At 61.7% G+C, this 20,513-nt stretch carries 20 protein-coding genes; 12 read left to right on the top strand and 8 right to left on the bottom strand.

Going from position 1 to position 20,513, the window contains the following annotated elements:
• Window positions 1-44 precede the first annotated feature (44 nt).
• The 4 genes from KSS96_RS24075 to antA all read right to left on the bottom strand — a co-directional run bounded on the left by KSS96_RS24075 (window position 45) and on the right by antA (window position 4,444).
• Window positions 45-1,448: an amino acid permease gene (locus KSS96_RS24075; protein WP_065876579.1), complete on the bottom strand. Its 1,404-nt coding sequence runs from the start codon at window positions 1,446-1,448 to the stop codon at window positions 45-47.
• A 70-nt stretch (window positions 1,449-1,518) separates the two neighbouring features.
• Complete coding sequence (gene antC, locus KSS96_RS24070; RefSeq protein ID WP_017531075.1) at window positions 1,519-2,526, bottom strand: anthranilate 1,2-dioxygenase electron transfer component AntC; 1,008 nt, start codon at window positions 2,524-2,526, stop codon at window positions 1,519-1,521.
• Window positions 2,527-2,561: 35 nt separating this feature from the next.
• On the bottom strand, window positions 2,562-3,053 hold the full coding sequence (gene antB / locus KSS96_RS24065; protein WP_217855373.1) for an anthranilate 1,2-dioxygenase small subunit: 492 nt from the start codon (window positions 3,051-3,053) through the stop codon (window positions 2,562-2,564).
• On the bottom strand, window positions 3,053-4,444 hold the full coding sequence (antA, locus tag KSS96_RS24060) for an anthranilate 1,2-dioxygenase large subunit (protein ID WP_017531073.1): 1,392 nt from the start codon (window positions 4,442-4,444) through the stop codon (window positions 3,053-3,055). Before antA ends, antB begins: the two co-directional genes overlap by 1 nt.
• A 314-nt stretch (window positions 4,445-4,758) precedes the next feature.
• Between antA and KSS96_RS24055 the strand changes: the two genes are divergently transcribed.
• Window positions 4,759-5,751 (top strand): AraC family transcriptional regulator, encoded by a 993-nt coding sequence (locus KSS96_RS24055; protein WP_017531072.1) that lies wholly within the window; start codon window positions 4,759-4,761, stop codon window positions 5,749-5,751.
• Window positions 5,752-5,799: 48 nt separating this feature from the next.
• On the opposite strand, the gene KSS96_RS24050 is transcribed toward KSS96_RS24055, so the two are convergent.
• Window positions 5,800-6,675: a LysR family transcriptional regulator gene (locus KSS96_RS24050; RefSeq protein WP_217855372.1), complete on the bottom strand. Its 876-nt coding sequence runs from the start codon at window positions 6,673-6,675 to the stop codon at window positions 5,800-5,802.
• A 114-nt stretch (window positions 6,676-6,789) separates the two neighbouring features.
• Between KSS96_RS24050 and KSS96_RS24045 the strand changes: the two genes are divergently transcribed.
• From KSS96_RS24045 to catA, 3 genes are read left to right on the top strand one after another with little or no spacing between them, the layout of a single operon-like run.
• Window positions 6,790-7,917 (top strand): muconate cycloisomerase family protein, encoded by a 1,128-nt coding sequence (locus KSS96_RS24045; RefSeq protein WP_017531070.1) that lies wholly within the window; start codon window positions 6,790-6,792, stop codon window positions 7,915-7,917.
• A 12-nt stretch (window positions 7,918-7,929) separates the two neighbouring features.
• Window positions 7,930-8,220, top strand: coding sequence for a muconolactone Delta-isomerase (catC, locus tag KSS96_RS24040; protein WP_017531069.1), 291 nt, complete (start codon window positions 7,930-7,932; stop codon window positions 8,218-8,220).
• Between the two features lie 41 nt (window positions 8,221-8,261).
• Window positions 8,262-9,191, top strand: a complete 930-nt coding sequence (gene catA, locus KSS96_RS24035) for a catechol 1,2-dioxygenase (protein WP_017531068.1) — start codon at window positions 8,262-8,264, stop codon at window positions 9,189-9,191.
• A 139-nt stretch (window positions 9,192-9,330) separates the two neighbouring features.
• On the opposite strand, the gene KSS96_RS24030 is transcribed toward catA, so the two are convergent.
• Complete coding sequence (locus tag KSS96_RS24030; protein ID WP_017531067.1) at window positions 9,331-9,804, bottom strand: Lrp/AsnC family transcriptional regulator; 474 nt, start codon at window positions 9,802-9,804, stop codon at window positions 9,331-9,333.
• 144 nt (window positions 9,805-9,948) lie between these two features.
• Here KSS96_RS24030 and kynU point away from each other — a divergent pair, with 144 nt between their 5' ends.
• Together kynU and KSS96_RS24020 are read left to right on the top strand one after the other, a co-directional pair.
• Window positions 9,949-11,199, top strand: coding sequence for a kynureninase (gene kynU / locus KSS96_RS24025; protein ID WP_065876577.1), 1,251 nt, complete (start codon window positions 9,949-9,951; stop codon window positions 11,197-11,199).
• Between the two features lie 67 nt (window positions 11,200-11,266).
• A complete protein-coding gene (locus KSS96_RS24020) occupies window positions 11,267-12,673 on the top strand; it encodes an amino acid permease (RefSeq protein WP_065876576.1) in 1,407 nt (468 codons plus the stop codon).
• Here KSS96_RS24020 and KSS96_RS24015 read toward each other — a convergent pair.
• On the bottom strand, window positions 12,619-13,515 hold the full coding sequence (locus KSS96_RS24015; RefSeq protein ID WP_017531064.1) for a LysR family transcriptional regulator: 897 nt from the start codon (window positions 13,513-13,515) through the stop codon (window positions 12,619-12,621). The genes KSS96_RS24020 and KSS96_RS24015 overlap by 55 nt on opposite strands.
• Before the next feature lie 190 nt (window positions 13,516-13,705).
• On the opposite strand from KSS96_RS24015, the gene KSS96_RS24010 reads away from it, so the two are divergent.
• The 4 genes from KSS96_RS24010 to KSS96_RS23995 all read left to right on the top strand — a co-directional run bounded on the left by KSS96_RS24010 (window position 13,706) and on the right by KSS96_RS23995 (window position 17,654).
• Window positions 13,706-14,470 carry a sulfite exporter TauE/SafE family protein gene (locus KSS96_RS24010; RefSeq protein WP_068933582.1) on the top strand — a complete coding sequence of 255 codons (765 nt, stop codon included), beginning with the start codon at window positions 13,706-13,708 and terminating at the stop codon, window positions 14,468-14,470.
• Window positions 14,471-14,588: 118 nt separating this feature from the next.
• Window positions 14,589-15,179 carry an NADPH:quinone oxidoreductase MdaB gene (gene mdaB, locus KSS96_RS24005; protein ID WP_017531142.1) on the top strand — a complete coding sequence of 197 codons (591 nt, stop codon included), beginning with the start codon at window positions 14,589-14,591 and terminating at the stop codon, window positions 15,177-15,179.
• A gap of 30 nt (window positions 15,180-15,209) precedes the next feature.
• On the top strand, window positions 15,210-16,106 hold the full coding sequence (locus KSS96_RS24000) for a LysR family transcriptional regulator (RefSeq protein ID WP_017531141.1): 897 nt from the start codon (window positions 15,210-15,212) through the stop codon (window positions 16,104-16,106).
• Window positions 16,107-16,208: 102 nt separating this feature from the next.
• Window positions 16,209-17,654, top strand: a complete 1,446-nt coding sequence (locus KSS96_RS23995; RefSeq protein ID WP_065876575.1) for a SulP family inorganic anion transporter — start codon at window positions 16,209-16,211, stop codon at window positions 17,652-17,654.
• Window positions 17,655-17,658: 4 nt separating this feature from the next.
• Here KSS96_RS23995 and KSS96_RS23990 read toward each other — a convergent pair whose 3' ends face one another.
• Window positions 17,659-18,042, bottom strand: coding sequence for a lysozyme inhibitor LprI family protein (locus tag KSS96_RS23990; protein ID WP_065876574.1), 384 nt, complete (start codon window positions 18,040-18,042; stop codon window positions 17,659-17,661).
• Between the two features lie 247 nt (window positions 18,043-18,289).
• On the opposite strand from KSS96_RS23990, the gene KSS96_RS23985 reads away from it, so the two are divergent.
• Together KSS96_RS23985 and KSS96_RS23980 are read left to right on the top strand one after the other, a co-directional pair.
• Entirely contained in the window at window positions 18,290-19,639 is a 1,350-nt protein-coding gene (locus KSS96_RS23985) for a GntT/GntP/DsdX family permease (RefSeq protein ID WP_017531138.1), read from the top strand.
• A 12-nt stretch (window positions 19,640-19,651) separates the two neighbouring features.
• A complete protein-coding gene (locus KSS96_RS23980) occupies window positions 19,652-20,512 on the top strand; it encodes a MurR/RpiR family transcriptional regulator (protein WP_017531137.1) in 861 nt (286 codons plus the stop codon).
• Window position 20,513: the final 1 nt, after the last annotated feature.

Below are 20,513 nucleotides of genomic sequence, written 5' to 3'. Positions count from 1 at the left end.
CGCAATCAAATGTGGGAGGGAGCAAGCCCCCTCCCACATGGGTATTACTGCGCTGCGGCTACCGCTTTCGCCTTATTCGTGCGCAACCGGTAGGCCATATAGATAACCCCCACCCAAATCGGCATCGCATACACCGACTCGCGGATGCCCGGGATCGCCAGCATCACGCTGATGATCATCAGCATGAACGCCAGGCACAGGTAGTTGCTGAACGGGAACCAGAAGGTCTTGAACGACGGCGTCACGCCTTGCTCGCCCATGGCCTTGCGGAACTTGATGTGGGTGATGCTGATCAGCGCCCAGTTGATCATCAGTGAGGCAACCACCAGCGCAAACAGCAATTCCAGGGCGCTTTGCGGCGCGACGTAGTTGACCACCACGCACAGCATCGTCACCAATGCCGAAATCGCCAGCGCCCGCAGCGGTACGCCCTGCTTGTTGAGCTTCATCAGTGCCTTGGGCGCATCGCCCTGTTCGGCCAGGCCGAACAGCATGCGGCTATTGCAGTACACGCCGCTGTTGTACACCGACAGCGCCGCGGTCAGCACCACGAAGTTGAGGATGTGCGCGGCGGTGTCGTTGCCGATCAGCGAGAAGATCTGCACAAACGGGCTGCCGCTGTAGGCGTCGCCCGAGGCGCCGAGGGTTTGCAGCAGTTGGTCCCATGGGTACAGCGACAGCAGCACGGTCAGGGCACCGACGTAGAAAATCAGGATCCGGTACACCACCTGGTTGATCGCCTTGGGGATCACCTTGCGCGGTTCGCTGGCTTCGGCGGCGGTGATGCCCACCAGCTCCAGGCCACCGAACGAGAACATGATGAACGCCATCGACATCAACAGCCCCATGCCGCCATTGGGGAAGAACCCGCCGTGGCTCCACAGGTTGCTGATGGACGCCTGCGGGCCGCCGGTACCGCTGAACAGCAGGTAGCAGCCGAGCACGATCATGCCGACGATCGCCACGACCTTGATGATCGCGAACCAGAACTCGGTCTCGCCGAAGAACTTCACATTCAGCGTGTTGATCAGGTTCACCGCGACAAAGAACACCAGTGCGCTGACCCAGGTCGGGATTTCAGGCCACCAGAACTGGATGTATTTGCCCACGGCCGTCAATTCGGCCATGCCCACCAGCACGTACAGCACCCAGTAGTTCCAGCCCGCCAGAAAGCCCGCGTAGCCGCCCCAATATTTATGCGCGAAATGGCTGAAGGACCCGGCCACCGGCTCTTCGACGATCATCTCACCGAGCTGGCGCATGATCAGGAACGCAATGAAACCGGCAATCGCGTAACCGAGGATCATCGACGGCCCCGCCGACTTGAGTACCCCGGCCGAGCCGAGGAACAACCCCGTACCAATCGCCCCTCCCAAGGCGATCAACTGAATATGCCGGTTCTTCAGGCCACGCTTGAGGCCCACCGGGTTAACCATGTCATCCGCCATTAAGGTTCCCTTTTACTTTGTTTTTCTTGGGGTTGATTGCACGCCACACCAGCCCCTCAGTGCTGAGGGGTCAGATATTACTCTGCGTAAACTTTTCGTAATACAGCTGAACGCTATCAAGTGCCTGATCCGCCAACCATTGTTGGATGGATTCAACCATCGGCGGGGGGCCGCACACGTACATATCCGCCGAACTGTCGCGCAAGGGAGCCAGGTCAACATGTTCGGTGAGGTAACCGCGCTTGCCGGCCCACTCGGGTGAGGCGTCGCTGAGCACCTCGGTGTAGCGAAAACCCGCCAGTGTCGAGGCGTAGGCGGCGATGCGCGCGGCCTCGCATAAGTCCTCGGCGCCGCGTACGCCGTAATAGAGGTGCACAGGTTGCTCGCAGCCTGAGGCGACCAGTTCGTCGAGCATGCCCAGCATTGCCGACAAGCCGGTGCCGCCGGCCACCAGCACCAACGGCTGAGTGACGTGGCGCAGGTAGAACGCACCCAAAGGCGCCTCCATCAGCAGCTCGTCGCCGACCTGGCAACGTTCACGCAGATAGTTGCTCATGACCCCGTCCGGCAGCAGGCGGATCAGGAATTGCACTTGATTACCCGGCCGATTGGCGAAGGAGTACGAGCGCCAACTGGATGTGCCCGGCACCGCCAGCCGCGCATATTGGCCCGGCAGAAAATCCAGCGGTGCGTCCAATTGCACCTGCAGGATCGCGGTACTGGCCGATACCAACTGCATTGCGCTCACCGTGCCGCGCACCTGCGCCGGCCCAGGCGCGTTGCACAGGCTCGAATCAAAGTCGAAGTAGAACGTGGCGTCGGACTTCACCCGGGTCTGGCAACTGAGCATTTTGCGCTGTTGCAGGTCGAGGCTGGAAAGCGCTTCGTCGTCCACGTAATCCTGGGTGTATTCGCCGGATTCGCAACGGCCCTGACAGGTGCCGCATACGCCCTCGCGGCAGTCCAGCGGGATCTTGATGCCGTTGCGCAGTGCGGCATCCAGCAGGATCTCATTGGCGCCCACCGGGAAAAACAGGGTCTTGCCGTCGGCAAAACTGAAGGCAACTTTGTGATTCATGGATTGAACTCCGTACAAACGTGCAACAGCCGCGGTCAGAGGTGATAGAAATCCAGCACCGAATTGATGGTGTCGTTGAGCAGCAAGGCATGCTTGCGCGTGATCAACCAGCTGTCGCCATCGGGCTTTAATGTGTAAGTGGCCTGCCCGTAAAACTGCCCCGAGGTCGCCAGCCGATAGAACAACGTGTGCCAGTTCAGCTTCACTTCCAGCGTGCCGCCGGCTTGCTCGGCGATGCGCACGTTGTTGATCAGGTGCACCGTGCGTGGCATCGGCGTGGCCGACGCGGCCTTGCCGGTGCGCAAGCGAAACACGCGGTCTTCCAGGCCGGAACGGTTGGCGTAATAGATCAATGACATCTCGCGCTTGGGGTCACGGGTGTACACGTGTTCCGAGTCCCACTGCGGCAGGTGGAACTCGCTCAGCGGGTCGAACAGCTGCACATAGGCGTCCCAGTCCTGGGCGTCGCACAGCTCGGATTTACGATAAAAAAACTGCTCGATCCGGTATTGCAACTCGGCGTTCATCATTCCACCTCCCGCAGTGTCAGCGCTTGTTTGTCCAGGCCCTTGAGCAGGAACTGTTGCCAGTTGCGGTGCTGGTTGACGTACAGCCCTTCGTGGGTGAATTCGGTGCCGGTCATGGCCGGTTGAATACCGATGGCTTCGCTGTTGGGCGTCGGCCCGGTGGCCCAACGGTGGCTGCCGCGCGAGATGTCGCTCCAGCGCTCCAGGCGGCCCTGGAAACCGCGCTGGGCTTCACGAAATTCCACCAGGTCATCCGGCGTGCCCATGCCCGAGACGTTGAAGAAATCTTCGAACTGGCGAATCCGGTTTTCGCGGTCGGCGTCCGACTCGTTCTTCACCCCCAGGCACTGGCTGATGATCTCGGTCTTGTTCCACGCCACCGGGCGGATGATGCGCAGCTGCGAGCTGATCTGGTCGAGAAAAAACAAGCTGGGGTAGATGTTCAGGTTGCGCAGGCGGTGCATCATCCATTCGGCTTTTTGCTGGCCGTGTTCTTCCACCAGGCGCGGCATGATGGTGGCGTAGCCGGAGCGCACGCTGGGGTTGGGCATGTCGCTGAACAGCACACTGTGGCCATTGTTGAAGGCGAACCAGCCGTCGTCGGTATTCGCATCGCCCGCGCCGAGTTTGCTGTAGTCCAACGTGGTGCCCGAGGCCGTGCCGTTCTCGGTATTCACCTGTTGGCGATGCTGCACCGTGGCCACGTAGTTGTAGTGCACGGTACTGACGTGATAACCGTCCAGGCCGTTTTCGTTCTGCAGCTTCCAGTTGCCGTCGTAGGTGTAGGCGGATTTACCCGGCAGCACTTCCAGCTCGCCAGTGGCGGACTGCGCGACCATCATGTCGAAGAACACTTTGGCGTCGCCGAGGAAGTCTTCCAGGCTGTCGGTGCCGTTCACGTCCAGGCTGATGAACACAAAGCCCTTGTAGCTCTCGATGCGCGCCTTTTTCAGGCCGCGCGTGGCCTTGTCGAAGCCTTCCGGGTATTCCCCCGGCGCCTTGACCTTCACCAGCCGGCCATCGCTCTTGTAGCACCAGGCATGGAAGGGGCAGGTGAAGGTGGACTGGTTGCCCTTGCCGACGCGGGTGAGGGTGGTGCCGCGATGCTGGCAGGCGTTGATCAACGCATTCAGGCGGCCCTCGCCGTCGCGGGTGATGATCATCGGCTGGCGCCCGGCGCGCATTGTCACAAAGTCATGGTTATTGGCCAGTTCGCTTTCGTGGCAGGCGTAGATCCAGTTCTTCTCGAAGATCAATTCCATCTCCAGGTCAAACAGCGCAGGCTCGGTGAACATGTCGCGGGCGATGCGGAACACCTCATCGGCTGGACGAAAATCCAGGCAGCTTTCGATAAAGCTCTTCCACTGCTCGACGCTTCTTGCACCACTCATGGGAGGCACCTTTATTTGATAGGGGCTGATCGGGTGGGGTATTAGAGGCAGCCGGGCAGGGCGCGGGCTATCCGCTTAATGGGGGAAGATGGGCCGCAAAGTTGGGCAGCAAATACTCATAACGGTGCGGCGCGGTGACGCAATGCGCTACCGTCCCGCTGGGCGATTGTGGGAAACGTCTGTGTTTTATCCACATAGTCGGCCGTTGCTATCCACCTGGTTGCCCCCGCGCCGCGTGGCGTGGAACTTGCTGTCCAACAACCGTGACGCGCCGCCAGAGCGCGCAAACGCCTAACCGCCGTGGGTGCCCCCTGATGAGTAGCCAGACACGCGATATCAGTATTCAACGCTTCGACCTTGAAGGCGCTTGCCGCTGGATGTCCGGCATCTGCGGGCCGCACCGCCTGGCGACAAGTACGCCGGAACGCCTGCGTTTTCATCACAGCGCCAACGTATTCAAGTCCCGCGCGACCACCCTGGGCGTGATCGAATACGGCACCGACGTGACCATCGACATCGAAGACGCCGAGCACTTCAGCAGCTACAGCCTGAGCCTGCCGCTGGTGGGCGAGCAGGAACTCTGCAAGAACGGCGAGCGCGTCAGTTCCAACCGCGATCAAGGGGTCATCATCGCGCCCAACGAGCACCAAGTGCTGGCGATTTCCGGTGACTGTCGCAAGCTGCAAGTGGTGATCACCCGGGCGGCGATGAGTGAATCCCTGGAAGGTCTGCTGCAACGGCCCATCGATGCGCCGCTGCGCTTTGAACCGGTGATGGATGCGGTGGACGGCGCGCCGGCCTCGTGGTGGCGCATGGCGCGCTACTTCATCGCCGAGCTGGAACGCAGCAGCGAGTTATACGAACAGGCCGCGTTTACCCGCGACCTGGAAAGCTCGCTGATCAAGGGCCTGATCCTGGCCCAGCCGAACAACTATTCCGAAGAACTGCGCGCTGTCCTCGGCGTGAAACTGCCGCACTACTTGATTCGGGCGCGCCAGTACATTCACGACAACGCCCGCGAACCGGTGCATCTGGAAGACCTGGAAGCGGCTGCCGGCGTGTCGCGGTTCAAGTTGTTCGATGCGTTCCGCAAGTACTTCGCGCTGTCGCCCATGGCCTACGTGAAGAAATACCGACTGGTGGGGGTGCGCCAGGACATTCTTGAACAGGGCTGCACGAGCACCATCTCCGAGATCGCCCTGGGCTGGGGGTTTACCCACCTGGGGCGGTTTTCGGCAGAGTACAGAAAGCTGTTCGATGAATCCCCCAGCCAGACGTTGCAGCGCAAGCGCCTGCGCAGTCTTTGAAAGCAATGAAGATCAAAATGTGGGAGGGGGCTTGGTGTTTGAATGAACTCAGATCAGCTCTTCAACCAACTGCAAACAATGCCTCACCCCCGGCGACTGATCATTCACCCTTCGGCTCAGAATAATCGGCGACGTCGCCGTGGCCTCCACCACTGGCGTGTAGCCGATATCCGCCCGATGCAGCACCTGCACCGACGCAGGCACCAGCGTTACGCCCATGCCCGCGCCGACCAGGCCGATGGCGGTTTGCAGTTCGTTGGTCCACTGCGCCACCTTGAGGCTCAAGCCATGGGCGTCGAACAGTGCGATCACGTGGTCGGCATAGCTGGGGCGCGGATTGCCGGGGTACAGCACGAACGGCTCGGCGGCCAATTGGGCGAGGGTGGCGGGCGCGGCGAGCAACGGGTGACCGGCGGGCAACACGGCCACCAACCGGTCCTCCACCAGCACGCGTTGCACGATGGCCGGGTCGTCGATGCGGATCCGCCCAAAACCCACATCGATGCGCCCGGCCTTGAGTGCGTCGACCTGCTGCAACGTGGTCATTTCCGACAGGCCCAACTCCAACTCCAGCGCCTCGTGGGTACGCAGCCGTCGGATCAGCTCGGGCAGCACGCCATACAGCGTCGACGGCGCAAAACCGATGCCCAGCCAGGTTTTTTCGCACTGGCCGATACGCCGCGTGCTGTCGCAGATTTTGTTCAACTGTTCGAGCAACACATTGGCATGCTCATAGAAGAATCGCCCGGCCTCGGTCAGCCGCAAGGGCCGGCCACGTTCCAGCAGGACCACGCCCAGTTCCTCTTCCAATTGCTGGATCTGCCGGCTCAACGGCGGCTGGGCGATATGCAGGCGTTCGGCGGCGCGGGTGAAGTTGAGGGTTTCGCCCAACACCTGGAAGTAGCGCAGGTGACGCAGTTCCATGACGGCTCCTTTGATACCTTAAAAGTATTGTTCGAGACTAATTCTATATTGGCTGCTTGGAAAGCACGGGCACAGAATCAGCGCAGACCTATAAAGAACCCAACGGGTATTGCCATGCCGATTTGCGCCATCGAGTCGATCGAGACGATTATCGTCGACCTCCCCACCATCCGCCCGCACAAGCTGGCGATGCACACCCTGCAAAACCAGACGCTGGTGATCATCCGCATTCGCTGCGCCGATGGCATCGAAGGCATCGGCGAGTCCACCACCATTGGTGGCCTGAGCTACGGCAACGAAAGCCCCGACAGCATCAAGATCAACATCGACCGGCACTTTGCACCGCTGTTGGTCGGCCAGGACGCCAGCAATATCAACGCCGCCATGTTGCGCCTGGAGCGCAGTATCCGCGGCAATACCTTTGCCAAGTCCGGCGTGGAAAGCGCCTTGCTCGACGCATTGGGCAAACGCCTGAATCTTCCCGTGAGCGAACTGCTCGGCGGCCGTGTGCGAGACGCCTTGCCGGTGGCCTGGACCCTGGCCAGCGGCAATACCGAACAAGACATCGCCGAAGCCGAGAAGATGCTCGACCTGCGCCGCCACCGTATCTTCAAACTGAAGATCGGTGCCGGTGAAGTCAGCCGCGACCTGGCCCACGTCATCGCGATCAAGAAGGCCCTGGGTGAGCGCGCCAGTGTGCGCGTCGACGTCAACCAGGCCTGGGACGAAGCCGTGGCGCTGCGGGCGTGCAAGGTGTTGGGCGATAACGGCATCGACCTGATCGAGCAGCCGATCTCGCGCAACAACCGTGGCGGCATGGCGCGGCTGAACCTGTCGAGCCCGGCGCCGATCATGGCCGATGAGTCCATCGAGTGTGTCGAAGATGCCTTCAACCTGGCCCGTGACGGTGCGGCCTCGGTGTTTGCGCTCAAGATCGCCAAGAATGGCGGCCCGCGTGCCGTATTGCGCACGGCGGCCATTGCCGAAGCGGCGGGTATCGGCCTGTACGGCGGCACCATGCTGGAGGGCGGTATCGGCACCCTGGCCTCGGCCCACGCCTTCCTGACCCTGAACAAACTGGCTTGGGATACCGAGCTGTTCGGCCCGCTTTTGCTCACCGAAGACATCCTCACCGAGCCGCTGGTGTACCGCGATTTCCATCTGCATGTCTCCACCGCGCCGGGCCTGGGCCTGGCCATCGACGAAGAGCGCCTGGCGTTCTTCCGCCGTGATAAACACTAAGAGGCGCCCGCCATGCTGTTCCACGTAAAAATGACTGTGAACCTGCCCGTCGACATGAACCCCGAGCGCGCCGCCCACCTCAAGGCCGACGAAAAAGCGCTTGCCCAGCGGTTGCAACAGGAGGGCAAATGGCGCCACCTGTGGCGCATTGCCGGGCTTTACGCCAACTACAGCGTGTTCGATGTCGATAGCGTGCAGGAACTGCATGACCTGCTGATGCAACTGCCGCTTTACCCTTACATGGCCATCGAAGTGAACGCCCTGTGCCGCCACCCTTCGTCGATCCATGAGGACGACCGTTAAGCCGGTCCTACACCTGATAACTACAAGATGAGGAGTGCACCATGTCCATTCGACTGTCCCAGACTGCCCATGCCCAACAGTTTCTCGAAGAAGCCAGCGGCAACCTTAATGACGGCGGTAACCCGCGCACCAAGGCGCTGATCTACCGCATATTGCGCGACACCGTGAACATCATCGAAGACCTGGAGGTGACGCCCGAAGAGTTCTGGAAGGCAGTCAACTACCTCAACGAACTGGGCAAGAACCAAGAGGCCGGGCTACTCGTCGCCGGGCTGGGCCTGGAGCATTACCTGGACATGTTGATGGATGCCGCCGATGAAGAGGCCGGCAAGACCGGCGGCACTCCGCGCACCATCGAAGGCCCGCTGTACGTAGCCGGCGCGCCACTCTCCCAGTACGAAGCGCGCTTGGATGATGGGACCGACGCCGCAGTGCCGCTGTTCATGCGCGGCCAGGTGCGCGATACCAATGGCAAACCGTTGGCCGGCGCGATTGTCGATGTGTGGCAGGCCAATACCGGCGGCACTTATTCCTGGTTCGATGGCACTCAATCGGAGTTCAACCTGCGCCGCCGTATCCAGACCGATGCCCAGGGCAACTACCGTTTTCGCAGCATCGTGCCGTCGGGCTACGGCTGCCCGCCGACCGGTCCGACCCAGCAGTTGCTCGACCAACTGGGGCGCCATGGGCAGCGGCCGGCGCATATCCACTTCTTCATCTCGGCGCCGGGCTATCGGCACCTGACCACGCAGATCAACCTGTCGGACGACCCCTACCTGCACGACGACTTTGCGTATGCGACACGCGATGAATTGATCGCCGAGATCCGCTTCAGTGACGACCAGCAACTGGCGCGGGAGTTTGGGGTGCAAGGGCGCCTCGCGCAGATTGATTTTGATTTTGAGCTGCAGGTGGCTGATGCACCGCTGGAACAGAAACGCATGCAGCGAGTGCGAGCCCTCGAAGACTGATAAGCGCGGTCAAAATATGGGAGGGGCGGTGCGACGATTCGACTTGCTCCCGATAGCAGTGTGTCAGTCACTTAAATGTTTACTGATCCGCCGTTATCGGGAGCAAGCCCCCTCCCACATTTGATCTTTGTTGCTGTCGCTATTTGCGTACGACCAGATCCAGCACCTCATCGCGATCCTTGATCTTCTGCAACACGATCTCCGACCGTATATCCATCACCCCCGCCGTGCGGTTCAGGTGGTTCACGATAAAGTCCGAAAAATGCTTGAGGTTCCTCGCCTGCACCCGCAGCACGTAGTTGCTCGCGCCGGTGATCACATAGGCGCTGGCCACCTCCGGCCAGCCTTGCACTTTCTTGATGAACGTTTCGTGCCAGTCCTCGACATCCTGGCGTAACGACAGGTGCACGATGGCTTCCAGCTCGATGCCCAGTTGCTCGGCATTCAACACCGCGCGGTAACCGCTGATGACTCCCTCGCTCTCCAGAAGGCGCAAACGGCGCAGGCAGGCGGAGGGAGACAGCGCGACTTTTTCCGCCAGTTCCTGGTTGCTGATACGGCCATCCTGTTGCAGGAAATGCAGGAGGCGCAGGTCGGTGGCGTCGAGAATCATGGTTAGAATAAATCCGCGTGTTTAGGTGTTAAATTCGAATTTCCTACAGCTTAATTAGCTTGTTGCCCACCACTTTGCACGAAAATTCTGCAAATCTTCGTTCATTATTTGCTTCGTCTTCACTGATAAGAACCAGGACCTGTCATGACCTCCCGAAGCCATTGCCAAACCCTCGACGCCCAGGACCCGCTGGCGCCTCTGCGCGATCAGTTCGCGCTGCCGGCGGGGGTGATCTACCTCGACGGTAACTCCCTCGGCGCGCGCCCGGTGGCCTCGCTGGCGCGGGCGCAACAGGTGATCGCCGAGGAGTGGGGCAATGGCTTGATCCGCAGTTGGAACAGCGCCGGCTGGGCCGACCTGTCGCTGCGCCTGGGCAATCGCCTGGCCCCCCTGATCGGCGCGGGTGCGGGCGAAGTGGCGATCACCGATACCACGTCGATCAACCTGTTCAAAGTACTCAGCGCCGCCTTGACCGTGCAGCGCCAACGCGAACCCGCGCGCAAGGTGATCGTCAGCGAAGCGAGCAACTTTCCCACCGACCTGTACATCGCCGAAGGCCTGGCCGAGCTGCTGCAACAGGGCTATTGCCTGCGTCTGGTGAACAGCCCGGACGAACTGCCCCAGGCGATCGACGCCGACGTGGCGGTGGTGATGCTTACCCACGTCAACTACAAAACCGGCTACATGTACGACATGCAGGCGCTCACTGCCCTGAGCCATGAGTGCGGCGCCCTGAGCATCTGGGACCTGGCGCATTCGGCTGGCGCGGTGCCTATCGACCTGCGCGCCGCCGGGGCGGATTACGCCATTGGCTGTACCTACAAATACCTCAACGGCGGGCCCGGTTCCCAGGCGTTCGTATGGGTCAACCCGGCGTTGGTCGACCAGGTGCGTCAGCCGCTGTCGGGCTGGTTCGGGCATACCCGGCAGTTCGCCATGGAGTCCAACTACGCGCCGAGTGCCGGCATCGCCCGCTACCTGTGCGGTACCCAGCCGATCACTTCGCTGGCCATGGTCGAGTGCGGGCTGCAGATTTTTGAACAGACCGACATGGCCTGCCTGCGCCGTAAATCCCTGGCGTTGACGGACCTGTTTATCGCGTTGGTCGAAGCGCGTTGCGCCGCCCATGGTCTTGTGCTGATCACCCCGCGTGAACACGCCCGGCGCGGCAGCCATGTGAGCTTCGAACATCCTGAAGGTTATGCGGTGATCCAGGCGCTGGTCGCGCGCGGGGTGATCGGCGATTACCGCGAGCCGCGCATCATGCGCTTTGGGTTTACGCCGCTCTACACCCGTTTCAGTGAGGTGTGGGACGCGGTGGAAATCCTCGGTGAAATCCTCGATGAAAGCACCTGGGACCAACCGCAGTTCAAAGTGCGCCACAGCGTCACCTGAATTAGACACAGGGGATCGGCGCCAATATCCAAACAGTGCAATCACAATAATAAAGAGGCACACCAACGTGACCACGCCAGACCAAGGCTTTGCAGAAATCACCCACCGCGAACTGGGCCTGAGGCGCCAGCTCACTTCTGGCCAGATGAGCATGATCGCCATCGGTGGCGCCATCGGCACCGGGCTGTTCATGGGCAGTGCCTATGCCATCGGCTATGCCGGGCCCAGCGTGCTGGTGAGCTACGCCATCGGCGCATTGATCACCTTGCTATTGATGGGCTGCCTGGCGGAGATGACGGTGGCGCATTCCACCTCGGGGTCGTTTGGCGCGTACGCCGAGTTCTACATCAGCCCACTCGCCGGGTTCCTGGTGCGTTATGCGTACTGGGCGGCGATTGTGCTGGCGGTGGGCGCCGAGGTCACGGCGGTGGCGATGTACATGAAGTACTGGTTCGCCAACGTGCCGGAGTGGGTGTGGATCGTGGCGTTTTCCAGTGTGCTGATTGTGCTCAACGCCATCAGCGTGAAGACCTTCGGCAATTTTGAATACTGGTTCTCCACCATCAAGATCAGCGCGATTGTCGGCTTCATCATCCTGGCGGTGTACGTGGTGTTCGGTTCCGGCAACCCGGAATACGGCGTGCATCACTACACGGCTCACGGCGGTTTTTTCCCGCATGGGTTGAGCGGCATGTGGATCGCGGTGATCGTATCGATCTTCAGCTACCTCAGCGTCGAAATGATTGCCGTGGCCGCCGGTGAAGCCGCCGACCCGGAGCAGGCCGTGAAGAAGGCCTTTCGCGCCACCATCGTGCGCCTGGTGGTGTTTTACCTGCTGACCCTGGCGCTGATGCTGGCCATCGTGCCGTGGAACCAGGCCGGTCAGGCCCAGAGCCCGTTCGTCACGGTGATGCAGACCATCGGCATTCCCGGCGCTACCGGGGTGATGAACTTCGTGATCCTGATTGCCGCGTTGTCGGCGATGAACAGCCAGCTCTACATCACCACGCGCATGATGTTCAGCTTGTCCCGCGCCGGCTTTGCGCCCAAGTCCATGGGCGCCCTGACCAAGAGCGGCATCCCGTTGAACGCGTTGCTGCTGTCCAGCTCGGGCATTGCGCTGGCGACCTTGCTCAACGTGCTGTACCCGCAAAGCTCGTTCACCCTGATGATGGCGATCTCGATGTTTGGCGCGATCTTCACCTGGTTCATGATCTTTCTCACGCACCTGTTCTTCCGCCGCTATCGCAAGCGCCATGGCGGGGCGAAGTTGTCCTTCGAGCTGCGCCTGTTTCCCTACAGTACGCTGCTGGGCCTGGTGCTGATGGGCGCGGTGATGATCACCACGTATTTCACCGACGCGTTCAGGATGACCTTGGTCTTTGGCGTGCCGTTCCTGTTGATTCTGAGCGCGGTGTATTACGGGTTTTTCCGCAAGGGCAGGGCCAAGGCCTCGAACAAGGCTTTGGCGTAACCCGGCAACTGCTCGAACGAACGCGCGCAGAGCAACAACTGGCGGCAGGCCCAGCCTTCTTGCAGAGGCTGGGCCGTGAAGGCGCGTTGCAACGGCCAGCGGTCCAGTGCCGCCTGGGGCACGATGCCCAGGCCCGCGCCCCGGGCGACCATGCGAATCACCCCCTCAAACCCCTCGGCACGGACGCGCGTCTGCAAGCGAAAGCCGGCGTGCAGCGCTTGTTCCTCCAGGTACGACGCGAGTGCACTGTGGGCGGCCAGGCCGACGTAATCGTGTGACAGGCTGTCGATAAAACTCACCGTTTTATTCGCCAGGGGATGCTCCAGGGGCAGGATCAGCACCAGCGGGTCATCGCGAAAGGGCAATGTCTGCAAGCCATGGGTGTCGACGGCGTCGGAAATAATCCCCAGGTCCGCCGTGCCCTGGCGCAGGGCCTGGGTGATACGCAGGCTGGGCAACTCCTGCAGGTCGATCTCAAGGTTGGGGTGTTCGCACAGAAAGTCCGCCAGCAGTTCCGGCAGGTATTCCGTCAGCGCCGTGGTGTTGCACAGCAGGCGCACCTGGCCTTTGATGCCCTTGGCGTACTCGGCCAGGTCCTGTTGCAAATGGTCGGCCTGTTGCAGCAGCAGACGCGCGTGGCGGGCCAGCGCCTTGCCCGCGGCGGTTGGCGTGACGCCACGGCGACCGCGCGCCAGCAACTCGATGCCCAGCGACGCTTCCATGGCGCGAATGCGGGCGCTGGCGGCGGCCAGGGATAAATGGCTGCGGCCGGCGCCGGCGGTGATATTGCCGGTGTCGAGGGTGTGCAGGTATAGGCGCAGGTCGATCAGGTCAAAGTGCATGGCTGGGGTTCTCGAATGGCGTTACTGGCCTCATCGGGGGCAAGTCCCTTCCCACATGTTGATTTGCGAATACATTCAAATGTGGGAGGGAGGCTTGCCCCCGATGAGGCCCTCAGCCTCACATAAAACAAGAGGCTGCCTCAGTATATGGCGAATATCCAGCCCAGCTCCAAACCCGCACAATCGCCCCATGAATACCTTCCTCGCGCTCTACCAAAACCTCGGCCCCGCCCTGACTTTGCTGGTGATCGGCACCTTCCTGCTGGCCGGCACCGTCAAGGGTGTGATCGGCCTGGGCTTGCCGACTGTCGCGATGGGCCTGCTCGGCCTGGCTATGCTGCCGGCGCAGGCTGCGGCGTTGCTGATCATTCCGTCAACGGTGACCAACCTGTGGCAACTGGCATTCGGCGGCCACCTGAGTGGCTTGCTCAAGCGGCTGTGGCCAATGCTCGTGCTGATTTTCCTCGGCACGGGGCTTGGCACGGTGTGGCTGGGCATGGATGGCGGGCGTTGGGTGGTGCGGGCGCTGGGCGGGGCACTGCTGTTGTACGCGCTGAGCGGGTTGTTCCTGCCCGCCTTCAGGGTCAAGCCTGAAACCGAGCGCTGGCTGGCCCCGCTGTGTGGGCTGGTCACTGGCGTGATCACCTCAACGACCGGGGTGTTTGTGATTCCTGCGGTGCCGTACCTGCAAGCGCTGGGCTTGAATCGCGATCAACTGGTGCAGGCGTTGGGGCTGTCGTTCAGCGTGTCGACGCTGGCGCTGGCGGCGGGGTTGGCCTGGCGCGGCATGCTGGGCACGGGTGAAATCAGCGCCTCGCTGCTGGCGCTGGTGCCGGCGCTGTTGGGCATGTGGCTGGGCCAGGCACTGCGCCAGCGCATCAGTGCGGTGCTGTTCAAGCGCCTGTTTTTTATCGGCATGGCACTGTTGGGCGGGCATCTGCTGATCAGCGGTTAACAATGCGCTGGGTATTCGTGCTTTTTGGTCAAAGGTATTTTGCCGCGTGGCGGCTTATTCCCAGGGGCTGAGGTCGATAGTCTGCGTCCAGACATTTCAACCTTCTGGATGCCCTCCCATGAAAAAAGTACTCCTGCTCAACGGCGGCAAAAAGTTCGCCCACTCCGATGGCCGCTACAACAACACCCTGCATGATGCCGCGTTGGCCGTGCTGGACCGTGGCGGCGTCGACGTCAAGGTCACGCACATCGACCAGGGCTACGACGTGGCTGAAGAGGTCGCCAAGTTTCTCTGGGCCGACGTGATCATCTACCAGATGCCCGGCTGGTGGATGGGCGCACCGTGGATCGTCAAGAAATACATCGACGAAGTCTTCACCGAAGGCCACGGCAGCCTGTATGCCAGCGACGGTCGTACGCGTTCCGATGCCTCGCAGAAGTACGGCAGTGGCGGTCTTATTCAGGGCAAGCAGTACATGCTCTCGCTGACCTGGAATGCACCGCAGCAAGCCTTCGACGATCCGAGCGATTTCTTCGAGGCCAAGGGCGTGGATGCGGTGTACTTCCCGTTCCACAAGGCCAATGAGTTCCTCGGCATGCGCCGCCTGCCGACCTTCCTCTGCGTGGACGTGATGAAACGCCCGGCGATCGAGGCCGACGTGGCACGCTACGAGCAGCATCTGGCGCAGGTGTTCAGCCTCTCGGTGTAAGCTGCGCGCAACCGACACTGAGGACCGCCCATGAAAGCCCGATCCGATGAGCTACAGACCTTCGTCAGCGTGATCGAGTGCGGCTCGATTTCCGCTGCGGCGGAGCAGGTCGGGCAGACGCCCTCGGCGGTCAGCCGCACGTTGTCGCGTCTGGAAGCCAAGCTCGACACCACGCTGATCAACCGCACCACACGGCGCATGGACCTGACCGAGGAGGGCAAGTACTTTTTCGAGCAGGCCAAGCTGATCCTGGCGCAGATGGATGAGCTGCAAGAGCGCATGTCATCGCGCCGCCAGAACCCCGCCGGGCGCTTGCGCATCAACGCTGCCGTGCCATTCATGCTGCATGGGATCGTGCCGTACATCGCCGAGTTTCGCAGCCTCTACCCGGATATCCAGCTGGAGCTGAACAGCGATGACCTGATCATCGACCTGCTTGAGCAAAGCACCGACATCGCCATTCGCATCGGTGCCCTGGCGGATTCCACCCTGCACGCACGCTCACTTGGCTGCACCCCGTTGCACATCCTCGCCAGCCCCGGTTACCTCAAGCAGTACGGCGCACCGCAGGCCGTTGCCGAACTGGCGGAACACACGTTGCTTGGCTTCACCCACACCGAAACCCTCAACCACTGGCCGTTGCGCCATGGGGAGGGCGACCGCTGGCTGATCGAACCGGGTATTGCTGCGTCCAGCGGTGAAACCCTGCGTCAGTTGGCGCTGGAAGGGCAGGGCATTTGTTGCCTGTCGAACTTCATGACCAGCGCCGACATCGACGCCGGGCGCCTGGTGCCGGTGCTGGAGGCGTTCAACAGTGGCTATCGCCAGCCGATCCATGCGGTGTTCTATCGCAACTCGCAGTTGGCGTTGCGGATCCAGTGCTTCCTGGACTTTATCCAGGCCAAGTTGGCGCGGTATGCCTGCTGAATGGGCGGCTACCGGGTTCATCTGTTGTTACACATTACTGGCCCCACCCGCTGCAATTTCGTACCATTCCCCGCCTAATCCCCCGCAATTCCCTGGTATCTCATGAACCTCACCCGTCTGCGCGCCGATGCCCTGGCCGGCCTCACCACGTCTTTCGCGCTGCTGCCCGAGTGCATCGCCTTTGCGTTGGTCGCTCACCTCAACCCGCTGATGGGGCTGTATGGCGCCTTTATCATCTGCACCCTCACCGCGTTGTTCGGTGGGCGCCCGGGCATGGTCTCGGGCGCGGCGGGGTCGATGGCGGTGGTGATCGTCGCGCTGGTGGTGCAGCACGGCGTGGGCTACCTGCTCGCCACGGTGCTGCTGGGCGGGTTGATCATGCTCACGTTCGGCCTGTTGCGCCTGGGCAAACTGGTGCGCATGGTGCCGCATCCGGTGATGCTGGGTTTCGTCAACGGCTTGGCGATCATCATCGCGCTGGCGCAGTTGGAGCATTTCAAGAGCGGCGAGCACTGGCTCAGCGGGACGCCGTTGTATGTGATGAGCGGGCTGGTCGTGGCGACCATGGCCATCGTCTACGTGCTGCCACGCATCACCCGCGCGGTGCCACCGGCGCTGGTGGCGATCCTCGGCGTAGGCCTGGCGGTGTATCTGCTGGGGTTGCCGACCCGCACCCTCGGCGACATGGCGCACATCGCCGGCGGCCTGCCGGGCTTCGCGCTGCCGCAGGTGCCCTGGACCCTGGAAACCCTGGGCATCATTGCGCCTTATGCGTTCCTGATGGCCATGGTCGGCCTGCTGGAAACCCTGCTGACCCTCAACCTCACCGACGAAATCACCGAGACCCGTGGCTACCCGGACCGCGAAAGCGTGGCCCTGGGCGCGGCGAATATGGTGTCGGGCCTGTTCGGCGGCATGGGCGGTTGCGCGATGATCGGGCAAACCGTGATCAACCTCAGTTCCGGCGGGCGCGGGCGTTTCTCCGGGGTGTTTGCCGGGGTGATGATCCTGCTGTTCATTCTGTTTCTGTCGCCGCTGATCGAGCGCATCCCGCTGGCGGCGCTGGTGGGGGTGATGTTCGTGGTATCCCAGCAGACGTTCGCCTGGGCGTCGCTGCGGGTGATCAACAAAGTACCGGCCAATGACGTGCTGGTGATTATTGCGGTAACGGTGATCACGGTATTCACCGACCTGGCAACCGCCGTGCTGTGCGGGATCGTCATCGCAGCGTTGAACTTTGCCTGGCAACAGGCCCGTGAGCTGTACGCCGATGAACATCTGGAGGCTGATGGCAGCAAGCTCTATCGCCTGCACGGCACGTTGTTCTTTGCCTCTACCACCGGGTTTTTGAACCAGTTCGATCCGGCCAACGACCCGGCGCAGGTCACACTGGATTGCCGCCACCTGAGCTTTGTCGACTACTCGGCAATTGCCGCGCTGATGACCCTGCGCGAGCGGTACACCAAGGCCGGCAAGCATTTACGCGTGCTGCACTTGTCGGAGCGCTGCAAGAAGCTGCTCAAGCGCGCTCGCGTTCATCCTGAATAAGTGATCACGGCCCGACCAGGTCTTCCAGTTCCTGGGCGCGTGCCTGGGTCATGTCCAGCACGCAGCCGGTGCCATTGACCTGATCGATGGTGCCGCCGGTGGCCGAGCCGATAAATTGGCAATTGGCATCGCGGTACTTTATCCACAGGCGCTGCACGTCTTGCAGTTGCTGCCGGCGGTTGCCTTCCTGCGCCGCGAGTGCGGTTGTGTAGGCGGTGTTCAGGCGCGTGTCCTGCACTTTGGTTTCCTTGATATTGCACGTGACCATGTCGGCGGTGGTGTTGGCGCCGTCCATGCATTTTTTCAGGGCCGGGTTCTCGGCGGCGGTGGCAGTAGTACCGCACAGGGCGAGCAGCAAGATACTGGCGGCGAATGGCGTACGAATCATCTGCGTTTTTCCTGGGCATCAAGGGATGTGAGTTTTATGACTCAAGCGCGTCCGTTGAGTTTCCAGCCGTGTGATCTTCATGTAAGAACGCCCCGCGAATTTTCATCCGCGGGTGTCGCGCATATCCCGACGCGACAGCACTTATCCGTGGGCGAAACTTACTTTCATAAAAATTGAAAACCCTCCTCGGTAATGATTTATGAGTTTCACAACCTATTCGACGTGACCCTTTTACGAGGAGTACCGCATGGCTGCATCACCGGGCTTCGGGCTACTGGCATATGCTGCCATCGCCATCATTGCTTTGATCGTGCTGATCGCACGCTACCGGCTCAACCCATTTATCGTCATCACCCTGGTGTCCATCGGCCTGGCGCTGATGGCCGGGATGCCGGCGGACACCATCATGGGCTCCTATGAAGCGGGCGTGGGCAAGACCCTGGGGCACATTGCCCTGGTGGTGGCGCTGGGCACCATGCTCGGCAAGATGATGGCCGAGTCCGGTGGCGCCGAGCAGGTGGCACGCACCTTGATCAACCGTTTCGGTGAGCGCAATGCCCATTGGGCGATGGTCTGCATCGCGTTCCTGGTGGGGCTGCCGCTGTTTTTCGAAGTGGGTTTTGTGTTGCTGGTGCCGATCGCCTTTACCGTGGCGCGGCGCGTCGGTGTGTCGATCCTGATGGTCGGCTTGCCGATGGTCGCCGGCCTGTCGGTGGTGCATGCGCTGGTGCCGCCGCACCCGGCCGCGATGATGGCGGTGCTGGCGTATAACGCGTCGGTGGGGCAGACCGTGTTGTACGCGATCTTGATCGGCATCCCTACGGCGATCATCGCCGGCCCGGTGTATGCCAAGTTCATCGTGCCGCGCATTCAACTGCCGGCGGAAAACCCGCTGGAGCGCCAGTTTATCGAGCGTGAACCGCGCACCCGTCTACCGAGTTTTGCCCTGACCATGGGCACTATCCTGTTGCCGGTGGTGCTGATGATGATCGGCGGTTGGGCCAACGTGATCTCAGCGCCGGGCACGGGCTTTAACCAGTTCCTGGCCTTTATCGGCAACTCGGTGATCGCGCTGTTGCTGGCGACCCTGGTGAGTTTCTGGACCCTGGGCCTGGCCCAGGGCTTGAACCGCGAATCGATCCTCAAATTCACCAATGAATGCCTGGCACCGACCGCCAGCATTACCTTGCTGGTGGGCGCGGGCGGCGGGTTGAACCGCATTCTGGTGGATGCCGGCGTGACCCACGAAATTCTTGGCCTGGCCCATGCCTTCCAGCTGTCGCCGCTGGTGATGGGCTGGCTGTTCGCGGCCTTGATGCGCATCGCCACCGGCTCGGCCACCGTGGCGATGACGACGGCGTCCGGCGTGGTCGCGCCGGTCGCCCTGGGCCTGGGTTATCCACACCCGGAATTGCTGGTGTTGGCCACGGGCGCAGGCTCGGTGATTTTTTCCCACGTCAATGACGGCGGCTTCTGGCTGATCAAGGAATACTTCAATATGACGGTGATCCAAACCTTCAAGACCTGGACCGTATTGGAGACGCTGATTTCGGTGGTTGCCTTCGCTCTGACCTACGGTCTGTCCTGCCTTCTGTAACCCGGAGCCTCGATGGACATCCTCTACCAGATCCGCGCCCGCCAAGCCTCGTTCAGCGCTGGCGAAGGGCGTATTGCCCAACTGATGCTGGAGGACGTGGGCTTTGCCGCGTCCGCCAGCCTGGAAGAACTGTCCCAGCGGGCCGAGGTGAGCACGGCGACGTTGTCGCGCTTTGCCCGCAGCGTGGGATGTCGGGATTTACGCGATCTGCGCCTGCAACTGGCCCAGGCCAGCGGCGTCGGCAGCCGCTTCCTGGACCCGGCGGGGTTGCCCGAGCAGTCGGCGTTCCATCGGCAGATTCTCGGCGATATCGAGGCGACGTTGCGTCAGCACCTGTCTGGGTTCAGTCAGGCGAGCTTTGCCGATGCGGTGAGCCTGTTGGGCAAGGCGCGGATGATCCATGCGTTCGGCATGGGCGGCCCATCGAGCCTGTGCAGCGATGAATTGCAAGTGCGCCTGGTGCGCCTGGGCTATCCGATTGCAGCCTGTCATGACCCGGTGATGATGCGCGTCACCGCCGCCACCTTGGGCGCGGAGCACGCGCTGATCGTGTGTTCCCTCACCGGCCTCACCCCCGAGTTACTGGCGGTGACGGAGCTGGCGCGCAACTACGATGTGCGCATCCTCGCCATCACCCTGGCCGACTCGCCCCTGGCACGCTTGGCAGACGTTGTGCTGGCGCTGCAACCGGCCGAAACCAGCTTTATCTACAAACCCACGGCGGCGCGCTACGGCATGCTGCTGGCCATTGACCTGCTCGCCACCGAGCTGGCGCTGGCCCTGCCCGACGCCAACCAGGAACGCCTGCGCCGAATCAAGCTGGCCCTGGACGATTACCGTGGCGGCCCCGATAGCCTGCCGCTTGGAGACTGAT

It is taken from the genome of Pseudomonas asgharzadehiana (genome assembly GCF_019139815.1).
GTDB lineage: Bacteria > Pseudomonadota > Gammaproteobacteria > Pseudomonadales > Pseudomonadaceae > Aquipseudomonas > Aquipseudomonas asgharzadehiana.
The sequence above is the reverse complement of the archived record's forward strand: the minus strand, read 5'-3'. Positions and strand labels throughout refer to the sequence as shown.

Coding starts and splice junctions, on each gene's coding strand:
- antA (WP_017531073.1), bottom strand. CDS start 4,444: ATGAGTGGTGCAAGAAGCGTCGAGCAGTGGAAGAGCTTTATCGAAAGC.
- KSS96_RS23990 (WP_065876574.1), bottom strand. CDS start 18,042: ATGATTCGTACGCCATTCGCCGCCAGTATCTTGCTGCTCGCCCTGTGC.
- KSS96_RS24055 (WP_017531072.1), top strand. CDS start 4,759: ATGAGTAGCCAGACACGCGATATCAGTATTCAACGCTTCGACCTTGAA.
- KSS96_RS24030 (WP_017531067.1), bottom strand. CDS start 9,804: ATGATTCTCGACGCCACCGACCTGCGCCTCCTGCATTTCCTGCAACAG.
- KSS96_RS23980 (WP_017531137.1), top strand. CDS start 19,652: ATGGACATCCTCTACCAGATCCGCGCCCGCCAAGCCTCGTTCAGCGCT.
- KSS96_RS24015 (WP_017531064.1), bottom strand. CDS start 13,515: ATGCACTTTGACCTGATCGACCTGCGCCTATACCTGCACACCCTCGAC.
- KSS96_RS24045 (WP_017531070.1), top strand. CDS start 6,790: ATGCCGATTTGCGCCATCGAGTCGATCGAGACGATTATCGTCGACCTC.
- kynU (WP_065876577.1), top strand. CDS start 9,949: ATGACCTCCCGAAGCCATTGCCAAACCCTCGACGCCCAGGACCCGCTG.
- antB (WP_217855373.1), bottom strand. CDS start 3,053: ATGAACGCCGAGTTGCAATACCGGATCGAGCAGTTTTTTTATCGTAAA.
- KSS96_RS24010 (WP_068933582.1), top strand. CDS start 13,706: ATGAATACCTTCCTCGCGCTCTACCAAAACCTCGGCCCCGCCCTGACT.
- KSS96_RS24050 (WP_217855372.1), bottom strand. CDS start 6,675: ATGGAACTGCGTCACCTGCGCTACTTCCAGGTGTTGGGCGAAACCCTC.
- mdaB (WP_017531142.1), top strand. CDS start 14,589: ATGAAAAAAGTACTCCTGCTCAACGGCGGCAAAAAGTTCGCCCACTCC.
- catA (WP_017531068.1), top strand. CDS start 8,262: ATGTCCATTCGACTGTCCCAGACTGCCCATGCCCAACAGTTTCTCGAA.
- KSS96_RS24075 (WP_065876579.1), bottom strand. CDS start 1,448: ATGGCGGATGACATGGTTAACCCGGTGGGCCTCAAGCGTGGCCTGAAG.
- KSS96_RS23985 (WP_017531138.1), top strand. CDS start 18,290: ATGGCTGCATCACCGGGCTTCGGGCTACTGGCATATGCTGCCATCGCC.
- antC (WP_017531075.1), bottom strand. CDS start 2,526: ATGAATCACAAAGTTGCCTTCAGTTTTGCCGACGGCAAGACCCTGTTT.
- KSS96_RS24000 (WP_017531141.1), top strand. CDS start 15,210: ATGAAAGCCCGATCCGATGAGCTACAGACCTTCGTCAGCGTGATCGAG.
- catC (WP_017531069.1), top strand. CDS start 7,930: ATGCTGTTCCACGTAAAAATGACTGTGAACCTGCCCGTCGACATGAAC.
- KSS96_RS23995 (WP_065876575.1), top strand. CDS start 16,209: ATGAACCTCACCCGTCTGCGCGCCGATGCCCTGGCCGGCCTCACCACG.